The following is a 17870-nucleotide window of genomic DNA, read 5'->3' on the forward strand; positions in this document are numbered from 1 at the left end:
GCTTAAAATGATATTTTAAACAATATGAAGCTGAATTTTCTCAAGACAGAAAAGAAAGTTTTAAAGTTTTGGAAAGATAATAATATATTTGAAAAAAGCATAAAACAACGAGTGAAAGCTCGTGATTTTATATTTTATGAAGGCCCTCCTACTGCTAATGCGCCTCCAGGACTTCATCATGTTTTAGCTAGGGCGTTTAAAGATATAGTTTGTAGGTATAAAACAATGAGGGGTTTTAGGGTGATAAGAAAAGGTGGTTGGGATACACATGGTCTTCCTGTTGAACTTCAGATTGAAAAAAAGCTTGATTTAAAATCAAAAAAGGATATTGAAAACTATGGAATTTCTAAATTTAATAAAAAATGTAAAACTTCTGTTTGGAATTTTACAAAGGCCTGGGTGGATTTAACAGAGAAAATGGGTTATTGGATAGATATTAATAATCCATACATTACATATAATCCTGAATATGTTGAATCTGTTTGGTGGATTTTAAAACAAATCTGGAATAAAGGACTTTTAAAACAAGATTTTAAAGTTGTTCCTTATTGTCCTAGATGTGGAACTCCTTTATCTAGCCATGAAGTTGCCGATGGTTATAAGAAAATAAAAGAACCATCTGTTTTTGTTAAATTTAAAATTATTAGCCCTAATTTTAAAAATACCTCTCTTTTAGTCTGGACAACAACCCCATGGACATTACCTGGCAATGTTGCTGTTGCCTTAAATCCTAAATTTACTTATTCCAAAATTAAAGTTAATAATGAATTTTTAATATTAGCCAAAGAAAGAATAAAAAAACTTGGAATTGAAGGTGAAATTACTGGTAATTTTAAAGGAAAAGAGCTTTTGAATTTAAGATATCAAGCTCTTTATCCAGCTGAAGATGAGGTTTTAAGAAATGCTTATAAAATAATAGGTGGGAATTTTGTAACTTTAGATGAAGGGACCGGCCTGGTTCATATTGCTCCAGCTTATGGTGTAGATGATATGGAGGTTGCTAAGAAAAATAAACTGCCAGTTTTGTTAAACATTGATGAAGAAGGAAAGTTCAGATTAAATGTTGAAAAATGGGCAAGAATGTATTTTAAAGATGCTGACCCTTTAATTATCAAGGATTTAGAAGGCAGAGGGCTATTGTTTAAACAGGAAGTTTATGAGCATGATTATCCATTTTGCTGGAGATGTAAAAACCCGCTTCTTTATTACGCAAAAAAAACCTGGTTTATAACAATAACTAAAGTTAAAAAAGATTTAATTAGCAATAATGAAAAGATTAATTGGCATCCTGCGTATTTGAAAAAAGGGAGATTTGGGAATTGGTTGAAAGAAGTAAGAGACTGGGCTATTGCTAGAGATAGATATTGGGGGACACCTCTTCCTGTTTGGGAATGTAAAAACTGCAAGCACACTGAAATGATTGGAGGCGTGAATGATATTGTAAAGCAGAAATTTGACACTAATCGTTATTTTCTTCTTCGCCATGGTCAATCTTTACGACAGACCAAAGAAAAAAACCTGTCAATGTGCTGGCCTGAAAAAATACATTGCCCTTTAACTGATAAAGGGAAAGAAGAGGCTTTAAAAACAGCCAAGCAGTTGGCAAAAGATGGTATTGATCTAATCTTTTCTTCTGATTTGCTGCGAACAAAACAAACTGCTGAGATCGTAGGGCAGGAGCTGAAAATTCCTGTTAAGTTCAGTAAAAAGATAAGGGAATTTGATGTCGGCACATTTAATGGAAAAGAAGCAAGGTTGTCCTGGGAATATCGGAAGGAAAAAGGAGACCTTATAGGAACGAGACTTCCAGGCGGTGAAAGTTATATTGATGTTAGAAAAAGAGTTTATAAGTTCATTAAAGAAATAAATAACAAGTATAAAGATAAAAATATATTAATTATTTCTCATGAATCACCTTTAACTGTTCTTGAAAAAACTTTAAAAGGTTGGCCTTTGGAAAAGATTGTGGATTGGAGGTGGAAAAAAAGAAAAGATCTTATTAAAACTGGTCAATGGCGCGAGGTTAAGTTTGCTGACCTTCCTTACAATAAAAAAATGCAGCTTGATCTTCATCGTCCATTTATTGATAAAATCAAATTTCATTGTTCTGGGTGTAATACTCTTATGGAGAGAGTGCCTGAGGTTATTGACTGCTGGTTTGACTCAGGAGCAATGCCTTTTGCCCAGTATCATTATCCTTTTGAGAATAAGAGTTTAATTGATGATAATAAGCAGTTTCCAGCTGATTATATTTGCGAGGCAATAGACCAGACAAGGGGTTGGTTTTATACTTTGCTGGCAATTTCAACTTTACTTGGCAAAGGGCCAGCATATAAAAATGTTATTTCTTTAGGTCATCTTTTAGATGAAAAAGGAGAAAAAATGTCCAAGTCAAAGGGAAATATTATTGATCCCTGGTATATCTTTGAAAAATATTCAGCTGATGCTGTTAGGTGGAGTTTTTACACTATTAATCAGCCAGGTGACCCAAAGCTTTTCTCAGAAAAAGATCCTGAAAAGTCTTTGAGAAAATTCATACTTCCTTTGTGGAATTCATATGTTTTTCTAAAAACTTATAGCAATAGTCAGTTTTTTACAACTAAAAAACCAGTTTCAAACAATATATTGGATAAGTGGATTATTTCTAAGCTTGATGAATTGATTTTAAATGCCACAAAATCTTTGGAAAATTATGATATCACTAGTGCCTCCAGAAATATTGAAAAGTTTTTAATGAGTGAAGTGTCTCTTTGGTATATTAGAAGGTCTCGTAAAAGATTTCAGCAGCCTGAAAGTAATTTAGAGCTGAAGCAGGCATCTCAGACTTTGAGTTTTGTGATTTTTCAAATTTTAAAATTATCTTCTCCTTTTATTCCTTTTTTAGCAGAACATATTTATCAGGATTTTAAAAAATCAGGATTAAAAGCAAAACTATCTGTTCATTTAGAAGATTGGCCTCAATCAGTTGAGAAATCGGTTGATAAAATATTAAATGTAAAAATGGATAAAGTTAGAGAAATAGTGGTTCAAGGTTTGGCTGAAAGAGCAAAAGCTAAAATTAAAGTAAGACAAGCTTTGCAAGAGTTAACAATTAAAGATAAAGAATTAAAAAACGAGAGTCAGCTCTTGGATTTAATCAAACAAGAGGTTAATATTAAAGAAATAAGCTTTGGAAAAGAAATTAAGCTTAATACAGAGCTTACAAAAGCATTAAAAGAAGAAGGTTTAGTAAGAGAGGTTATAAGGCAGATTCAAGAGATTAGAAAGGAGAAAAAACTGATTCCTCAGGATGCGATATTAGTCCAGTTTGAAGGAGAACATGATATTAGCGAGTTATTGCTAAGAAAAGAAAAAGAGATTGTAAAAGAAACAAAAGCTAAAGATTTGGATTTAGTTAAAGGATTAAAAAAAGGAAAACAAATTAATGTTAATGGCCAGAAGCTGCAATTATCCATCAAAAAAGTAAAATAATTATTATATGGAAAATAAAGGACAACAATTTGGACGAAGAATGTGGGGAGAAGGATCGCAAAGGCCATCTAGTTTTGAAAGAAAATATTCAGTGCCTACAAAATCAATAAAATCAGAAATCGAAAAAATGAAGATTAAGAAAACAGGGACTAAGGAAGCGGGAAAATCCTCTGAACAAGCATTTTGGAATCGTTTTGGTTCTGCGAAAAAAGAAGGAATTTTACAAAAATTCAAAGGAGGTAAACTTTTTGGACAAACAGGTATTCCAGAAGCCGAGAGGCTTAAATATGCCGATAAAATATTCAAACTTGGCACTGGTTATGGCAGCAAAGAGAGTTTAAAAAAGGAAATAATGATTTTAAGAGGAAAAGCTACTTCTGGCAAAACCGAAATGGAGCAGAAACAGGCAAGAAAACATTTGAACTTGTTGGAAAAGGTATTTGGAAAAGATATAAAATAGGATGTTTGTTCATTATAGGACCAAAGGTTTTATTTTTAAAAAAGTTGACAGAAGTGAAGCTGATCAGTTGTTTAGTATTTTTACAAAGGATTTTGGAGGATTAAAAGTATTAGGAAAAGGAATAAGGAAAACAACTTCAAAATTAAGGGCAGGTATAGACATTTTCTATTTATCAGAAATTGAATTTATCCAAGGCAAGGGGCATAAAACCTTAACAGATGCAATAAAAATAAATAATTTCGAGTACATTAGAAAAGATTTAGACAGACTTGAAGTTGCCTATAAAATAGAGCAATCCTTAGATGATCTGATAAAAGGAGAGGAAAAGGATGATAATGTCTGGAATTTATTGTTAGAGGTTTTTGAAAAATTAAATGATTTGAATTTTAAAAACATAGATTTACTTTATTATTATTTTTTTTGGAATTTTTTATCTTTACTGGGTTATCAATTAAATGTACATAATTGCTCAAACTGTGAGGAAAAACTAAAGCCTGAACAACTTTATTTTGATTTGAAAAAATCAGGTATAATGTGCGGGAATTGTATTGATAAAGATTCTGTTAAAAAAATAGTTCCAGAAATAGTTAAAATTTTAAGAATTATTTTAAAAAGAGATATAAAAATAATATCTAAGTTAATTACTAAAGACAAGCACATTAAGTCTTTAAGCGAGATTTCTAAAAACTATTATTCGTTTGTGCTAAATTTAAGCGGACAAGCATGAAAAAGATTTTCAATTATTTAATTATCATACTTACAATATCAGCAGTAGCTGGCCTTGTTTGGAATTGGCAGAAAAATGTTTATTCAAAAGAGCTATTGGTGTTAGAAATTATCGGGCCAAAAGAGATTACTTTAGCTGAAGAAGTTGAGTATGTTGTAAGGTATAAAAATAAAGGAGAATTTAGATTAGATAATCCTGAGCTGGTTTTTGAAGCTCCGGAGTATTCATTAAAAGATAATGAGTTTTTTGAAAGAGAGACTTTGGGTCAGGAAGAATTAGGTGAAGCAATTTATCCGGGCGAGGAAAAAACATTTTCATTTAAAATCAGCATGCTTGGAAAAGAAGGAGATATTAAGATTGTTAAAGCATCTTTAAGTTATCAGCCAAAAGATTTAAGGGCAAGATATGAATCCTCTTCAGAATTCACAAGTCAGATTAAATCAGCTCCAATAACATTTGATTTTGATTTACCTTCAAAAGTTGCTTCAGAAAAAGATTTTACTTTTCATATTAATTATTTCTCAAATATTGACCATATTTTAACCAATCTAATATCCCAGGTTGAATATCCAGTTGGTTTTGAGTTTATTAGTTCTACTCCTAAATCAATGGAGCAAACTGAATGGGAAATTCCTTTATTAAACAAATCAGAAGGAGGAAGAATTAAAATAACTGGTAGCCTTTCAGGAAGATTGGGAGAAGCAAAGGTTTTTAGAGCCAAGCTTGGTGTTTGGAAAGATGGTGAATTTATTGTTTTAAAAGAAGCTTCAAAAGGAGTTGAAATGGTTAAGCATTCTCTTTATGTTAGACAGGAAATTAATGGAAATCCTCAATATGTAGCTGTTCCTGGCGACTGGCTTCATTATGAAGTTTATTTTAAAAACAGCGGAGAAGACAGTATCAGTAATTTGTTTATGGTTAATCAACTGGAGGGAGAAGCATTTGATTTTCAAACAATTCAATCAGATTATGGAAATTTTCAAGCAGGAGACAATTCAATTGTTTTTGACTGGAGAAACGTTCCAGATCTTCAGTATTTGATACCAATGGAGGAAGGAAAGGTTGAATTTTTTATAAAATTAAAAGATGATTTAGGAACTATTAGAAATCCTGTTTTAAAAAACAAAGTGTTTATTGGTCAGGTTAAAGAAGAGTTTGTTACAAAAATTGGCTCAAAATTAGATGTAGACCAAAAAGCATATTTTCAGGATGATATTTTTGGCAATTCTGGCCCTATTCCTCCCCAGGTTGGAATACCTACAACATATACAATTACGTGGCATATTAGGAATCACTATTCAGATGTTAAAAATGTAAAAGTTAAAGCTGTTTTACCTGAAAATGTGGAGTTAAATGGTAGTGTTTTCCCTCAAGAACAGTTTGAAAAATTTAGCTTTGATTCTCAATCAAGGGAAATTCTTTGGTTAGCAGGTGATCTAACAAAAGGCGTTGGAGTGACAGAACCGCCAAAAACAATTGCTTTTAAAGTTGTATTTACTCCTGACTCAACTCAAAGAAGCACTATCCCTAATTTAATTAATCAAGTAACCATCACTGGTGAAGATGTCTGGACAGAAACTGTTGTAGAAGGAATTGATTCTGCTATAAATACCAGCTTGCCTGATGATTCTTCAGTAGTTAATGGTGTTGTGCAATAAAAATCCATGAAAAATTTAATGACAAAAGTTGTATCATTAGCCAAAAGAAGAGGATTTGTTTTTCCTGGTTCTGATATTTATGGTGGATTAGCAAACACTTATGATTACGGTCCTTTAGGCGTTGAGTTGATGAGAAATATTAAAAACCTTTGGTGGAAGCGTTTTGTCAATGAAAGAGATGAGATTTATGGTCTTGATTCAGGGATTATAATGAGTCCTAAAGTTTGGGAGTCATCTGGTCATACAAGTAGTTTTACTGATGTTCTAATTGATTGTAAAAAATGCAAAAACAGAATACGAGCCGATCATTTAATTGAAGATTATTTTGAAAAAAAAGGAAAAGAAATAAAAGTTGAAGGTCTTAGTGTTGAGAAGATAAAAGACATTATTGATAAAGAAAAGATTCCTTGTTTATCCTGTAAAGCTTTTGATTGGACAAAACCAAGGAAATTTAACCTTTTATTCGAAACTCATATTGGTATTGTTCCTGAAAAAAAATCCTTGGCATATTTAAGAGGAGAAATAGCTCAAGGAATGTTTGTTAATTTTAAAAATGTTTTAGATTCTCAGTCGCCAGATCTTCCTTTTGGTTTAGCTCAATCTGGTGCTGCATTTAGAAATGAAATAACATTGGGAAATTTTATCTTTAGGACTCTTCAGTTTAATCTTTCTGAGTTTGAATATTTTTTTAATCCTGAAAAACAAAAATGGGAACAGTTATTTGATTACTGGAAAAAAGAAATGTGGGCATGGACAACTGAGATTCTTGGTATTAATAAAAAGAATTTAAGATGGAGACCGCATACTGACGAAGAAAGATCTCATTATTCTAAGAAAACAGAGGATTTAGAATATAATTTTCCATTTGGAAGCTTTAAAGAACTCTATGGTTTGGCATATCGTACTGATTTTGATTTAAAAAATCACATGGAAAAGTCAGGAGTTGATATGCGTTATACTGACAAAGAAACAGGTGAAAAGTTTATCCCTCATGTTGTAGAACCAACTTTTGGGATGGACAGGTCATTTTTAGTATGTCTTTTAGATGCTTATACTGAAGATAAAAAAGAAAAACGCGTTGTTTTAAAATTAAAGCCAAGTTTAGCCCCTTATAAAGCAGCAGTATTTCCTTTGTTAGCTAATAAGCCAGAAGTCGTTAAAAAAGCACGAGAAGTTTATGATATTTTAAAAACCCAGTTTTCAACTGACTGGGATGATAGAGGTAATATTGGAAAACGTTATTACTCTCAAGATGAAATTGGTACAATTGTATCAATTACAGTAGATTTCCAAACTTTGAAAGATGACACTGTAACTTGTCGTGACCGGGACAGTATGGTTCAAATAAGAGTTCCGATTTTAAAATTAATAGAGGTAATTCGAAAAATTCTTAAGAGCGAAGATTTTTTGAAACTAGGAAAAATCGTTAAATAATTTCAGCTATTTCTCTATCAGTTTTTGCTATGTTTCTTGATGCTTCACTAAACTTGATAGTTAGGGCTTTACACATCTCTTTTAATATATAAACAGGCATTCTTTTTTCTTAATTTCCAAGCCGAGAGAGTGGCTTTATGTACTTTTAAGAAATGAGCAAAATCTTGGTCTTTTTTAAATTCCTTTCTTAATTTTTTCAAAAAGGAATTTATGAAATTCTTTTTTTAAAAGAACAGTTGTATTTTCATGAATATAGTCATTAATATATTTTGGCTGTTTTGAGAGTTTTATTTTGCCCTGATCTTTTAAGATTTTTAAATAAGCTCGAGTCCTATCGCCGGAGTTAGCTCCAAAAAATTACCAAGAAGGCGGTTTTTTGGTAGAATGAAAATGAAAAGTCGGCAAAACATAATAAAGTAATGAAGTAAGTTATGAAAAGAATATCTATACTAATAACTTTGGTATTTCTGTTTTCTCTTGGGGCAGGAGCTTTTGCTCAAGATACCGAATTTACATTGCCTAAAGCTGGTATTACCCCAGAGAGTCCATTTTACTTCCTTGATCGTTTAGGAGAATTCCTTCAGGAATTTTTCACTTTTAATCCTGAAGGAAAAGCCCATCTTCAGATTACCTTTGCTGCCGAAAGGATAGCCGAGATAAAAATAGTTTTAGAAACTAAAGGAGTTGAAGCGAGGGGTTTAGATGTCGCCCAATCAAGACTTCAGGCACACTTAGCAAAAGCCGCCACTATAGTTACTGACCAAAAAGCAAAAGGGAAAGATGTTAGCAGTCTTGCCAGAGAACTGGACGATAAATTTGAAGCACCAAAATCTGCTCTTGCTCAAATCTTCAAAGAACAGGAACGAATCTTAGAAGCAAAAGAAGATGAACTCAAAGCCCAGCTTAAAGCCGCTCACCGAGCGGGTGATGTTGTCCTGGAAGAAACAATAGCGGTGGAACTTGGGCAGGTTTTAGCCCAATTAGAACTTCTGGAACTCAGAGAAGAGGATATTGAAAGGGAATTAGAGGCAGAAGAAGAGCGAATTGAAGAGGAGATAGAAGCTCAACATAAAGCCGAGAAAGCCATCAGGGAAGCTGAAGAAGAAAAGCAAGAGGTATTGGATGAAGCCGTAGAGGAAGGAGTGGAACTTCCTGCAGATGCTTTCGCAGAGTTTGATAATCTCCTTTCGCAGGCACGGGGTGCTTTTGAGGCGGGGAACTTCTTAGGGGCAAGGCGTCTTGCTAAACAAGCAGAAGAATCTCTTGAAGATGTAGAGGAAGCCGTAGAACGGCTTGAGGAAGAAAAAGAGAAAGCCGAAGAAGAAGCTGAAAAAGAGGAAGAGAAATTAGAAGAAGAGGAGGAAGAATAAAACTGATATTAGATTTGTCTTTATTTATTGGAACACAAAATGCCTCAAAGGGAGGCATTTTCTCATAATAGTAGCGGGGTGAGGTATACCCGAGATGTCAGGCGTTTACCGTTAATAGTCTTTGGGTTTACTTCATCATAACTACAAAAGGCTCAATCTCTCTTTTAATTTTATTCCAGTCTAAGGTTCTAAGCACGTCCAATAGGGAGAGTTCGTAAAATCGCCTTAAAGACGGTTTTTTGATAGAATATATATATGTTTAAAAAAGTTACTTTAAAAAATGGATTAAGGATTATAACTGTTCCCCAGAAAAATACAGAAGCTGTGACAGTTTTAGTGTTGGTGAAAACTGGCTCTAAATATGAAAAAAAAGATATTAATGGCATTTCTCATTTTTTAGAACACATGTATTTTAAAGGAACAAAAAAAAGGCCAACAGCAATGGCAATTGCTGAAACCTTAGATAAAATTGGTGGAATTTATAATGCTTTTACTTCAGAGGAATATACTGGATATTATGCAAAAACCATTGCTTCAGAGTTTGAAACAGCTCTGGATTGGGTTTCTGACATTTTTTTAAATTCGACTTTAGCTGAAAAAGAAATGCAAAAAGAAAAAGGTGTTATTACTGAAGAAATTAATATGCGATTAGATCATCCAATGACCTATGTTAATGTCTTGTGGTCTAAACTGCTATATGGCGATCAGCCTGCTGGATGGGATATTATTGGTACAAAAGAAAATATAGTTAATATGACAAGAAAAGAGCTGGTTGATTATATGAATAGCCAATATGTAGCAGCAAACACGATAGTTTGTGTGGCTGGAAATATTGGAAGCGATTTAGCTGTAAATAAGGTTAAAAAATATTTTTCTAAAATAAAAGAAAATGATTCAGAGAAAAAACAAAAAGTTATTGAAATGCAGTCAGAGCCTGAATTAATTATTCAAACAAGAAAAACTGATCAAACTCATTTATGTTTGGGAGTAAGAGCATATAATCTTTTTCACAAAGACAAATATGTCCAGAAATTATTATCAATAATTTTGGGAGGAATGATGAGCTCCCGTTTATTTGTTAGAGTAAGGGAGAAAATGGGCGCAGCTTATTATATTAATACTATTTCTGATGCTGATCCTGACACGGGGTGCTTGTTTACCCAAGTAGGGGTAGATAATAGAAAAGTTGAAAAAGTGATTTTAGCAGTTTTAGATGAATACAAAAAAATCTCAAAAGAAAAAGTAAATATTTCAGAATTAAAAAAAGTTAAAAATTATATTAAAGGGAAAACAGCGCTTTTATTAGAATCTTCTGATGCTTTAGCTTCTTTTTTTGCAAACCAAGAACTTTTAGAGGGAAAGATTATGAATTTAAAAGAAATTTTTAAAATGATTGACAAAATAACAGCCAACGACATTTTGAAAGTTTCAAAAGATATATTCCAACCGCAGAAATTAAATTTAGCTTTAATCGGACCTTTTAAAAACAGAGAAAAATTTAAAAAAATGTTAAAAATATAATTTTAAAATATGGATGAGGAAAAAGTTTTAGATATATCATGGTCAACAATTCTAAGAATTAGTGTCACTTTATTGGTTTTTTACACCCTTTATTCAATAAAAGACATTTTAGTTTCAATTATTTTTGCATTAGTCATTTCAATCCTATTTAATCCTGCAATTAATTTTTTAGAAAGAAAAAGAATCCCCCGTGTCATTGGAACAATTTTTATGTATGTTAGTATTTTCGCACTGTTAAGTTTAATTTTATATTGGATTGTGCCTATTTTTATTTATGAAATTCAGCAGTTTGGCAAGTTATTTCCTCAATATTTCGGCAAATTATCCCCGCCTTTAAGAAGTCTTGGACTAGAAGCATTTGATAGTTTTGAAACCTTTACACTTGCTTTGCAAGAGTGGTTGATTGAAGCATCTTCTAGTATTTTTGGAGTAATAATTTCTATTTTTGGAGGAATTTTTTCAACAGTAAGTATATTTGCAATTGCAATATTCTTTTCGATGGAAGAAAAAGAAGTGCAAAATGCGGTTAAGTCCTTGGCTCCTAAAAAAAATGAAGAATATTTCCTGAATTTATGGCAAAGGGGTCAGACTAAAACTGCTGCTTGGTTTGGAACAAGGGTGTTGAGCAGTATTTTTGTTGGCTTGGTTTCATACCTTGCTTTAAGTGTTTTAGATGTAAATTATGCTTCAGTTTTAAGTTTATTTGCAGGAGTTATGGATATAATTCCAGTATTGGGACCTATTTTTGCTGGTACAATTATTACGCTTTTGGCTGCTTTGGATTCTTGGCTTAAAGCATTTTTTGTATTGGTTGCTTTTATTTTAATTCAGTTAATAGAAGGAAATATTATTACTCCAATTTTAACCAAAAAATTAGTAGGACTTCCTGCAGTCTTAGTTTTAATATCAGTTTTGGTTGGTGGAAGATTGGCAGGAGGCTTGGGTGCAATTTTGGCAATTCCTCTAACAAGTATAATCTATGAATTTTTAAGAGATTACTTGAAAAAAAGAAAAGAAAATAGCTTGGTTACTTAAACATGCCAGATTTATTTATTGTTGCTACTCCTATTGGCAATTTATCTGATATTAGTTTTAGAGCAATTGAAACCTTGAAAAAGGTTGATTTAATTTTGTGCGAAGATACAAGAAGAACAAAAAAACTTTTAAATCACTACGAAATAACAAAAAAGACTGTTAGTTATCATCAGCACAGTAAATTAAAAAAAATAAATTATATAATTGATTTATTAAAACAAGGAAAGAGTTTAGCTCTAGTTTCAGATGCAGGAACTCCAGGAATTTCTGATCCAGGCAATAAATTAATTGAAATGGCGCTTGAAAAGCTTGACGATTTAACAATTATTCCAATCCCTGGCCCTTCAGCAATAACTACAGCACTTAGTATTTCTGGTTTTGGAGTTGATAAATTCACTTTTTTAGGATTTCCTCCGGTAAAGAAAAAACGAAAGAAATATTTTAAAAAGATTTTAGATTCAGAATATCCAGTCGTTTTTTTTGAATCACCTCATAGAATTTTAAAAACACTGGAGGAATTAAAATTTTTAAAAAACAAAATCGTTGTTTGCAGGGAGCTGACAAAAAAGTTTGAGATAATTTATAGAGGAACAGTTGATGAGGTTGAAAAAGAATTAAAAAAAGATAAGATAAGGGGAGAATTTGTGGTAATAATTAGAAAATAATATATGAACAAGTTTTTTATTTCAACAGCAATTTATTACGTAAATGCAAATCCTCACATTGGTCATGCTTTGGAAATTGTTCAAACAGATGTTTTAGCTCGTTACTATAGAACATTGGGCAAGGAAGTTTTGTTTTTAACTGGAACTGATGAAAATAGCTTAAAAAATGCCCAAGCAGCTGAAAAAATTAACGTTCCAGTCCAGGACTTTGTAGATAAAAATGCCCAAATTTTTAAAGAGCTTAAAAAAATCCTTAACTTGAGTTTTGATGATTTTATTAGAACAACTGAAGAACGCCATATAAAAGGAGCTGAAAAATTGTGGCTGGCATGTAAAAAAGATATTTATAAGAAAAAGTATAAAGGCCTTTATTGCGTTGGCTGTGAAGAATTTTATACAGAGAAAGAGCTTGTGAATGGTTTATGTCCAGAACATAAGAAAAAACCTGAATTAATTGAAGAAGAGAATTATTTTTTTAAACTTTCCAAGTATCAAAGTCAATTAAAAGAATTAATTGAAAAAGATGAAATTAAAATTATTCCTCAAACTAGAAAAAATGAAGTTTTAAGTTTTATTAATTCAGGGTTAAAAGATATTTGTATTTCTCGTTCAAAAGAAAGAGCTCATGGCTGGGGAATTCCAGTGCCTGGTGACGAAAGCCAGATTATCTGGGTTTGGTTTGATGCATTGGCAAACTATATTACTGCTTTGGGTTATGGAACTGATGAACAGAAATTCAATGATTGGTGGCAGAACAATAACAATAAATTACACGTTATTGGAAAAGGAATTTTAAGATTTCACGCAGTTTATTGGCCTGGAATGCTTTTGTCAGCTGGTATTTCTTTGCCTGAAAGAATTTTTGTTCATGAATACATTAATGTTGATGGTCAGAAGATGTCAAAATCTTTAGGGAATGTTATTGATCCTTATCAGTTAGTTGAAAAGTATAACACAGAGGCAGTTAGGTATTTCCTTTTACGTGAAATATCTCCTTTTAAGGATGGTGATTTTTCTCAGAAAAGATTTGAAGAGCGGTATGATGCTGATTTAGCAAAAGGGCTTGGTAATTTATTGGCAAGAGTTTTGTCTTTGGCTGAAAAAATAGGCTTAAAAAATGAAAGTTTTATTGTTGAAAAAATAAAAGAAAGTAATTTTCAATCAAAAATAGATAAAACTCAACAAAATTATCACAGAGCTCTGAAAGAATTTAAATTTAACGATGCATTAACGTCAATTTGGGAACTGATTAGTTTTTGTGATGAATGCATTGAGAAAGAAAAGCTTTGGAACAAGAGCGAAAATCAAAAAACTAATATATTATATTTACTATATACTATTGGCAACATTGCCAATTTATTAAAACCATTTCTTCCTGAAACTTCTGAAAAAATATTAAAACAAATTGGATTAAAAGAAAAAGAAAGAGAGTGGATATTTAATATTAAAAAAGGCGAATCGCTTTTTCCTAAATTGAATTCTTTTTAATTTTCCAAAAGCAGCTTGACTTTGAAGAGAGAAACAATATTATGGAGATAGCTTATTAACAAGGAGGTGATAAGTTTTGGTAAGAATTGTGTGCAAGAATATAAAAAGTTCTCTCAAAATGTTTGAAAAGATGTATCCTGTTGAGGGGAGAATCAGGCACTGGATATTGCTTGATCTTGAAAACAAAAGAGTTTTCATCCAACCCAGCGTTTCTACTGGGTTGAACAGTTTTCTCATAGATAATTTAGGAGATGAGGACGAGAAAGTTTTGAAAGAGTTTGCAAAGAGCAATAACATAAGGCTTTTTGAATGTCCAACAATTGAATTTGACGACAACAGAGATCCTTTTGTTGCCCATTAAATAACTTAATTCTATTTCCAGCTCAGCTGGATTTTTTTTATTAAAAAAAAGAGGTAAGATAGAGTTATGTTAATTGATAGTCATGCTCATCTAAATTTTTCTGCATTTGATAAAGACAGAGACAGAGTTATTAAAAAATGTCTGGACAGCTGGGTACTTTTTATTAACCAATCTTAATTTGCTATGTAGCTACAATTTTCCACAATTAACAGGCATAGTGCCGTGACTATAATAACAACCATCTTCATTTTCAGATACATGAAAATGGTCGATACGGCACTGTAGTGAATCCTCGGGAATATGTTAGATTTAACGACGGATTGGATATTTGGTAACTGCAACTAATCTTTAAAATAAAAGGAGTATTTTTTTACTCCTTTCTTTTTTAATAAAGATCAAGATTTTTAAAATTTAGAATTAGAGATTATTTGTTCAAGGAGCTCTAAATTTCTTTCTTTATCTTTTGTAAGAGTGTCTATTATAAACTCAAATAATATTTTTTCTTCTGGATCAGGGAAACTAATTACTATCGAGGTTATATTTTGATATTCTATCTCTTTTTTGTATATCTCTCTTCCACTTAATGTGATAAATTCTTGATTGAGTATCTCGCCGTATGGCCAGTCAGTTCCTCTTTTAGCCCAATAATGCCAAGTGCATTTTTGTGGATTGTCTTCAAATAAACCAATGCACCAATTAGGATCAGGAGGAATTCTAACGATATTAAAGATTAGTGTTGTTCCTTTGGTTAGCAACTGTGTTCGCCATAAACCTTCTACTACTTGTGGTTGTGGATTTATTTTTTCTTCGTAATTATTTGATTGAAATGTTGTATTAGAAAGTACTATGCCTTGATTTTCCTGGGTTTTAATAATTGTCCAATCTTGTGGATGTTGCATTATATACCCAAATTTTTCGTTTTTATAAATTTTCCAACCCTCTATTACTTGAATATTATCTTCAAGTTCATTAGATGTTTTTTGATTTTTTTTTAAAAAAAATCAAACCTCCAATTAAAATTGAAAAAAATACAATAGAAATAAAAATTGATTTCAGATATTCTCTCTTCATAACTTTTTCGTTTACTTAGTTATTTGTTTAAGAAAAGACAAATAAACCTTGAGGTCATACCAAATTCCAGGGAACAATCGAATTCCTAAAATAATAAATAATGCCGTGGTAATGTAACAAAAGATAAGTACTTTTGTTTTTTTATTCATAATATCAGACAAATATATCTAGTTAGTTATATTATTATAGAGTAAATCTTTTGCCAAGATTTTATGCTTTAGATACAATTAAATCATGTTAATTGATACCCACGCTCATTTGAATTTTTCTGCTTTTAATAAAGACAGAGATAAAATTATTAAAAAATGCCTGGACAATAATGTCTGGGTTGTTAATGTTGGAACAAATTTAATTACTTCAAAACAAGTCGTTGAATTAGCTTTAAAGTATGAAAAAGGCATTTATGCTTCTATTGGACTTCATCCAATCAATTTAGAAACAGGACTAGTGAAAATAAAAGCTGATATCAATGAAAGAAAAAGCATTGAAAAAGAATTTGATTATGAAAAGTACAAAAAACTAGCTCAGAATGAAAAAGTGGTTGCAATTGGTGAAATTGGTTTGGATTATTACTGGAGGCCTAAAACTAAAGTAAAAAAAGAATTATTCAAACAAAAACAAAAAGATTTATTATTAGAGCAGTTAAAGCTTGCCAAAGAGTTGGATTTGCCAGTGATATTTCATTGTCGTATGGCTAATCATGATTTGTTTAATATTTTATCTGATCATTCTGATTTAAGACCTAAAAAAGCAGTTGCCCATAGTTTTGTTGGTAGCGTTGATGATATTAGAAGACATATTGATTTGGGATACTATATTGGTTTTAATGGAATAATTTTTAAAAATATTGAAGGTATTGATTTTAAAGAGATTATAAAAGCCACGCCATCAGAGAGAATTTTAATTGAAACAGATTGTCCTTATTTAGTACCTCCTCAAGCTCAAACAAAACGCAATGAACCTATTTTTGTAAAATATATTGCTCAGGAGATTGCTAAAATAAAGAGCATAAGTTTTGAAAAAGTAAAAGAAGCTATTACTAAAAACGCAAAAACATTGTTTGGGATATAGCTTGATTCTTAGCTTTGCTAAGATTAAGATAAGATTATGAATTATTCTCATAAGGAAATAGAGCCTAAGTGGCAAAAATACTGGGAGAAAAAGGACTTTTATAAAGCCCAGGATTTTTCAAAAAAGCCCAAGAAATATATTCTTTTTGAGTTTCCTTATCCTTCTGGAGACGGTCTTCACGTTGGTCATTGCAGGCCATATTGTGCTATGGATGCAATCTCTAGAAAATACAGAATGCAAGGTTTTAATGTAATGCTTCCTATGGGTTGGGATGCTTTTGGTTTACCAACTGAAAACTATGCTATTAAAACTGGCATTCACCCTAAAGAAGCTACTAAAAAGAATGTAGCTAATTTTAAAAGACAAATGGAAAGCCTAGGACTTTCGTTAGATTGGTCAAGGGAGGTAAATACAACTGATCCAAAGTATTATAAATGGACTCAATGGATATTTTTGAAACTTTTCGAAAACAATCTTGCTTATCAGGATGAAATGCCTATTAATTGGTGTCCATCATGTAAGATTGGTTTAGCTAATGAAGAAGTTGTTGATGGTAAATGTGAAAGGTGCAAGGCAAAAGTTTCTCAGAAGAAATTAAAGCAATGGATGCTTAAAATTACAAAATATGCTGATAGATTAATTGAAGATTTAGAAAAAGTTAATTTCTTGGAAAAAATTAAAGCTCAACAGCTTGAATGGATTGGCAGAAGTTATGGGGTTGATATTGACTTCAAAATTGAAAATTCTAGTGACGTTATCTCTGTTTTTACCACCAGAGCTGATACTATTTTTGGGACAACAGCTGTTGTGTTAGCTCCTGAACACAGATTAGTTGAAAAACTGATAATTGATAAGCAGAAAAGTTCAGTTGAAGAATACATTAAAGATTCAAAATATAAAACAGAATTTGAGAGAACTAAATTAGAAAAAGAAAAAACAGGAGTTTTCACTGGCTCATATTGTATTAATCCAATTAATAATGAAAAAGTACCTATTTGGGTTGGTGATTATGTAGTTGCAACTTATGGAGGAGGGGCTGTAATGGTTGTTCCTGGTCATGATAAGCGCGATTATGAACTTGCTAAGAAATATGGGTTTGAGATAAGAGAAGTAATAAAAGGTGGAGACATTTCCAAAGAACCTTTTGTCGAATATGGAATTTTAGTAAATTCAGGAGAATTTAATAGTTTAAAATCAGAAGAGGCAATTAAAAAAATAACTAAGTGGCTTGAGAATAAGAAACTAGGAACAAAACAAGTCCGTTATAAATTAAGGGATTGGGTATTTTCTCGTCAGCACTACTGGGGAGAGCCAATTCCTATTATTCATTGTGAGAAATGCGGTGTCGTTCCAGTTCCAGAAAAAGATTTGCCAGTTGAGCTTCCTTATGTGAAGAAATATGAACCAACTGATACTGGGGAGTCTCCTTTAGCTGTAATAACTGATTGGGTTAATGTTAAGTGTCCAAAATGCAAAGGCAGTGCGAAAAGAGAAACTGATACAATGCCTAACTGGGCTGGTTCTAACTGGTACTTTTT

Annotated in this window: 14 protein-coding genes; 13 read left to right on the forward strand and 1 reads right to left on the reverse strand. The window is 31.7% G+C overall.

Translation table 11 applies throughout. The annotated features are described in order from the left end of the window. Window positions 1-24: 24 nt before the first annotated feature. From KJI70_02970 to KJI70_03020, 11 genes are all read left to right on the forward strand, one after another. Window positions 25-3471: a class I tRNA ligase family protein gene (locus KJI70_02970; protein MCP6718473.1), complete on the forward strand. Its 3447-nt coding sequence runs from the start codon at window positions 25-27 to the stop codon at window positions 3469-3471. Between the two features lie 7 nt (window positions 3472-3478). Continuing rightward, entirely contained in the window at window positions 3479-3931 is a 453-nt protein-coding gene (locus tag KJI70_02975) for a hypothetical protein (GenBank protein ID MCP6718474.1), read from the forward strand. A gap of 1 nt (window position 3932) precedes the next feature. Continuing rightward, window positions 3933-4658: a DNA repair protein RecO gene (recO, locus tag KJI70_02980; GenBank protein MCP6718475.1), complete on the forward strand. Its 726-nt coding sequence runs from the start codon at window positions 3933-3935 to the stop codon at window positions 4656-4658. Next, the gene (locus KJI70_02985) at window positions 4655-6316 is read left to right on the forward strand and encodes a hypothetical protein (GenBank protein ID MCP6718476.1); all 1662 of its coding nucleotides are present in this window, start codon (window positions 4655-4657) and stop codon (window positions 6314-6316) included. Before recO ends, KJI70_02985 begins: the two co-directional genes overlap by 4 nt. A gap of 6 nt (window positions 6317-6322) precedes the next feature. Further along, window positions 6323-7750 carry a glycine--tRNA ligase gene (locus KJI70_02990; protein MCP6718477.1) on the forward strand — a complete coding sequence of 476 codons (1428 nt, stop codon included), beginning with the start codon at window positions 6323-6325 and terminating at the stop codon, window positions 7748-7750. 431 nt (window positions 7751-8181) lie between these two features. Continuing rightward, window positions 8182-9120, forward strand: a complete 939-nt coding sequence (locus KJI70_02995; protein ID MCP6718478.1) for a DUF5667 domain-containing protein — start codon at window positions 8182-8184, stop codon at window positions 9118-9120. Window positions 9121-9375: 255 nt separating this feature from the next. Next, window positions 9376-10641 (forward strand): insulinase family protein, encoded by a 1266-nt coding sequence (locus KJI70_03000; protein ID MCP6718479.1) that lies wholly within the window; start codon window positions 9376-9378, stop codon window positions 10639-10641. 9 nt (window positions 10642-10650) lie between these two features. Further along, complete coding sequence (locus tag KJI70_03005; GenBank protein ID MCP6718480.1) at window positions 10651-11676, forward strand: AI-2E family transporter; 1026 nt, start codon at window positions 10651-10653, stop codon at window positions 11674-11676. Window positions 11677-11678: 2 nt separating this feature from the next. Then, window positions 11679-12341 (forward strand): 16S rRNA (cytidine(1402)-2'-O)-methyltransferase, encoded by a 663-nt coding sequence (rsmI, locus tag KJI70_03010; GenBank protein MCP6718481.1) that lies wholly within the window; start codon window positions 11679-11681, stop codon window positions 12339-12341. A gap of 3 nt (window positions 12342-12344) precedes the next feature. Continuing rightward, entirely contained in the window at window positions 12345-13829 is a 1485-nt protein-coding gene (metG, locus tag KJI70_03015; GenBank protein ID MCP6718482.1) for a methionine--tRNA ligase, read from the forward strand. 88 nt (window positions 13830-13917) lie between these two features. Further along, window positions 13918-14190 (forward strand): hypothetical protein, encoded by a 273-nt coding sequence (locus tag KJI70_03020; protein ID MCP6718483.1) that lies wholly within the window; start codon window positions 13918-13920, stop codon window positions 14188-14190. A 404-nt stretch (window positions 14191-14594) separates the two neighbouring features. Here the strand turns inward: KJI70_03020 and KJI70_03025 are convergent, their stop codons facing one another. Beyond that, window positions 14595-15089, reverse strand: a complete 495-nt coding sequence (locus KJI70_03025) for a hypothetical protein (protein MCP6718484.1) — start codon at window positions 15087-15089, stop codon at window positions 14595-14597. Window positions 15090-15495: 406 nt separating this feature from the next. Here KJI70_03025 and KJI70_03030 point away from each other — a divergent pair, with 406 nt between their 5' ends. Together KJI70_03030 and leuS are read left to right on the forward strand one after the other, a co-directional pair. Next, on the forward strand, window positions 15496-16332 hold the full coding sequence (locus KJI70_03030; GenBank protein ID MCP6718485.1) for a TatD family hydrolase: 837 nt from the start codon (window positions 15496-15498) through the stop codon (window positions 16330-16332). A gap of 36 nt (window positions 16333-16368) precedes the next feature. Further along, on the forward strand, window positions 16369-17870 hold a 1502-nt coding region (leuS, locus tag KJI70_03035), incomplete at its 3' end, for a leucine--tRNA ligase (GenBank protein ID MCP6718486.1).

It is taken from the genome of Patescibacteria group bacterium, assembly GCA_024238995.1.
GTDB lineage: Bacteria > Patescibacteriota > Minisyncoccia > Minisyncoccales > JANBVM01 > JANBVL01.

Bases quoted from the DNA above. Each gene is read 5' to 3' on its own strand.
- KJI70_02970 (MCP6718473.1), top strand. From the start codon at position 25: ATGAAGCTGAATTTTCTCAAGACAGAAAAGAAAGTTTTAAAGTTTTGG.
- KJI70_02975 (MCP6718474.1), top strand. From the start codon at position 3,479: ATGGAAAATAAAGGACAACAATTTGGACGAAGAATGTGGGGAGAAGGA.
- recO (MCP6718475.1), top strand. From the start codon at position 3,933: ATGTTTGTTCATTATAGGACCAAAGGTTTTATTTTTAAAAAAGTTGAC.
- KJI70_02985 (MCP6718476.1), top strand. From the start codon at position 4,655: ATGAAAAAGATTTTCAATTATTTAATTATCATACTTACAATATCAGCA.
- KJI70_02990 (MCP6718477.1), top strand. From the start codon at position 6,323: ATGAAAAATTTAATGACAAAAGTTGTATCATTAGCCAAAAGAAGAGGA.
- KJI70_02995 (MCP6718478.1), top strand. From the start codon at position 8,182: ATGAAAAGAATATCTATACTAATAACTTTGGTATTTCTGTTTTCTCTT.
- KJI70_03000 (MCP6718479.1), top strand. From the start codon at position 9,376: ATGTTTAAAAAAGTTACTTTAAAAAATGGATTAAGGATTATAACTGTT.
- KJI70_03005 (MCP6718480.1), top strand. From the start codon at position 10,651: ATGGATGAGGAAAAAGTTTTAGATATATCATGGTCAACAATTCTAAGA.
- rsmI (MCP6718481.1), top strand. From the start codon at position 11,679: ATGCCAGATTTATTTATTGTTGCTACTCCTATTGGCAATTTATCTGAT.
- metG (MCP6718482.1), top strand. From the start codon at position 12,345: ATGAACAAGTTTTTTATTTCAACAGCAATTTATTACGTAAATGCAAAT.
- KJI70_03025 (MCP6718484.1), bottom strand. From the start codon at position 15,089: ATGCAACATCCACAAGATTGGACAATTATTAAAACCCAGGAAAATCAA.
- KJI70_03030 (MCP6718485.1), top strand. From the start codon at position 15,496: ATGTTAATTGATACCCACGCTCATTTGAATTTTTCTGCTTTTAATAAA.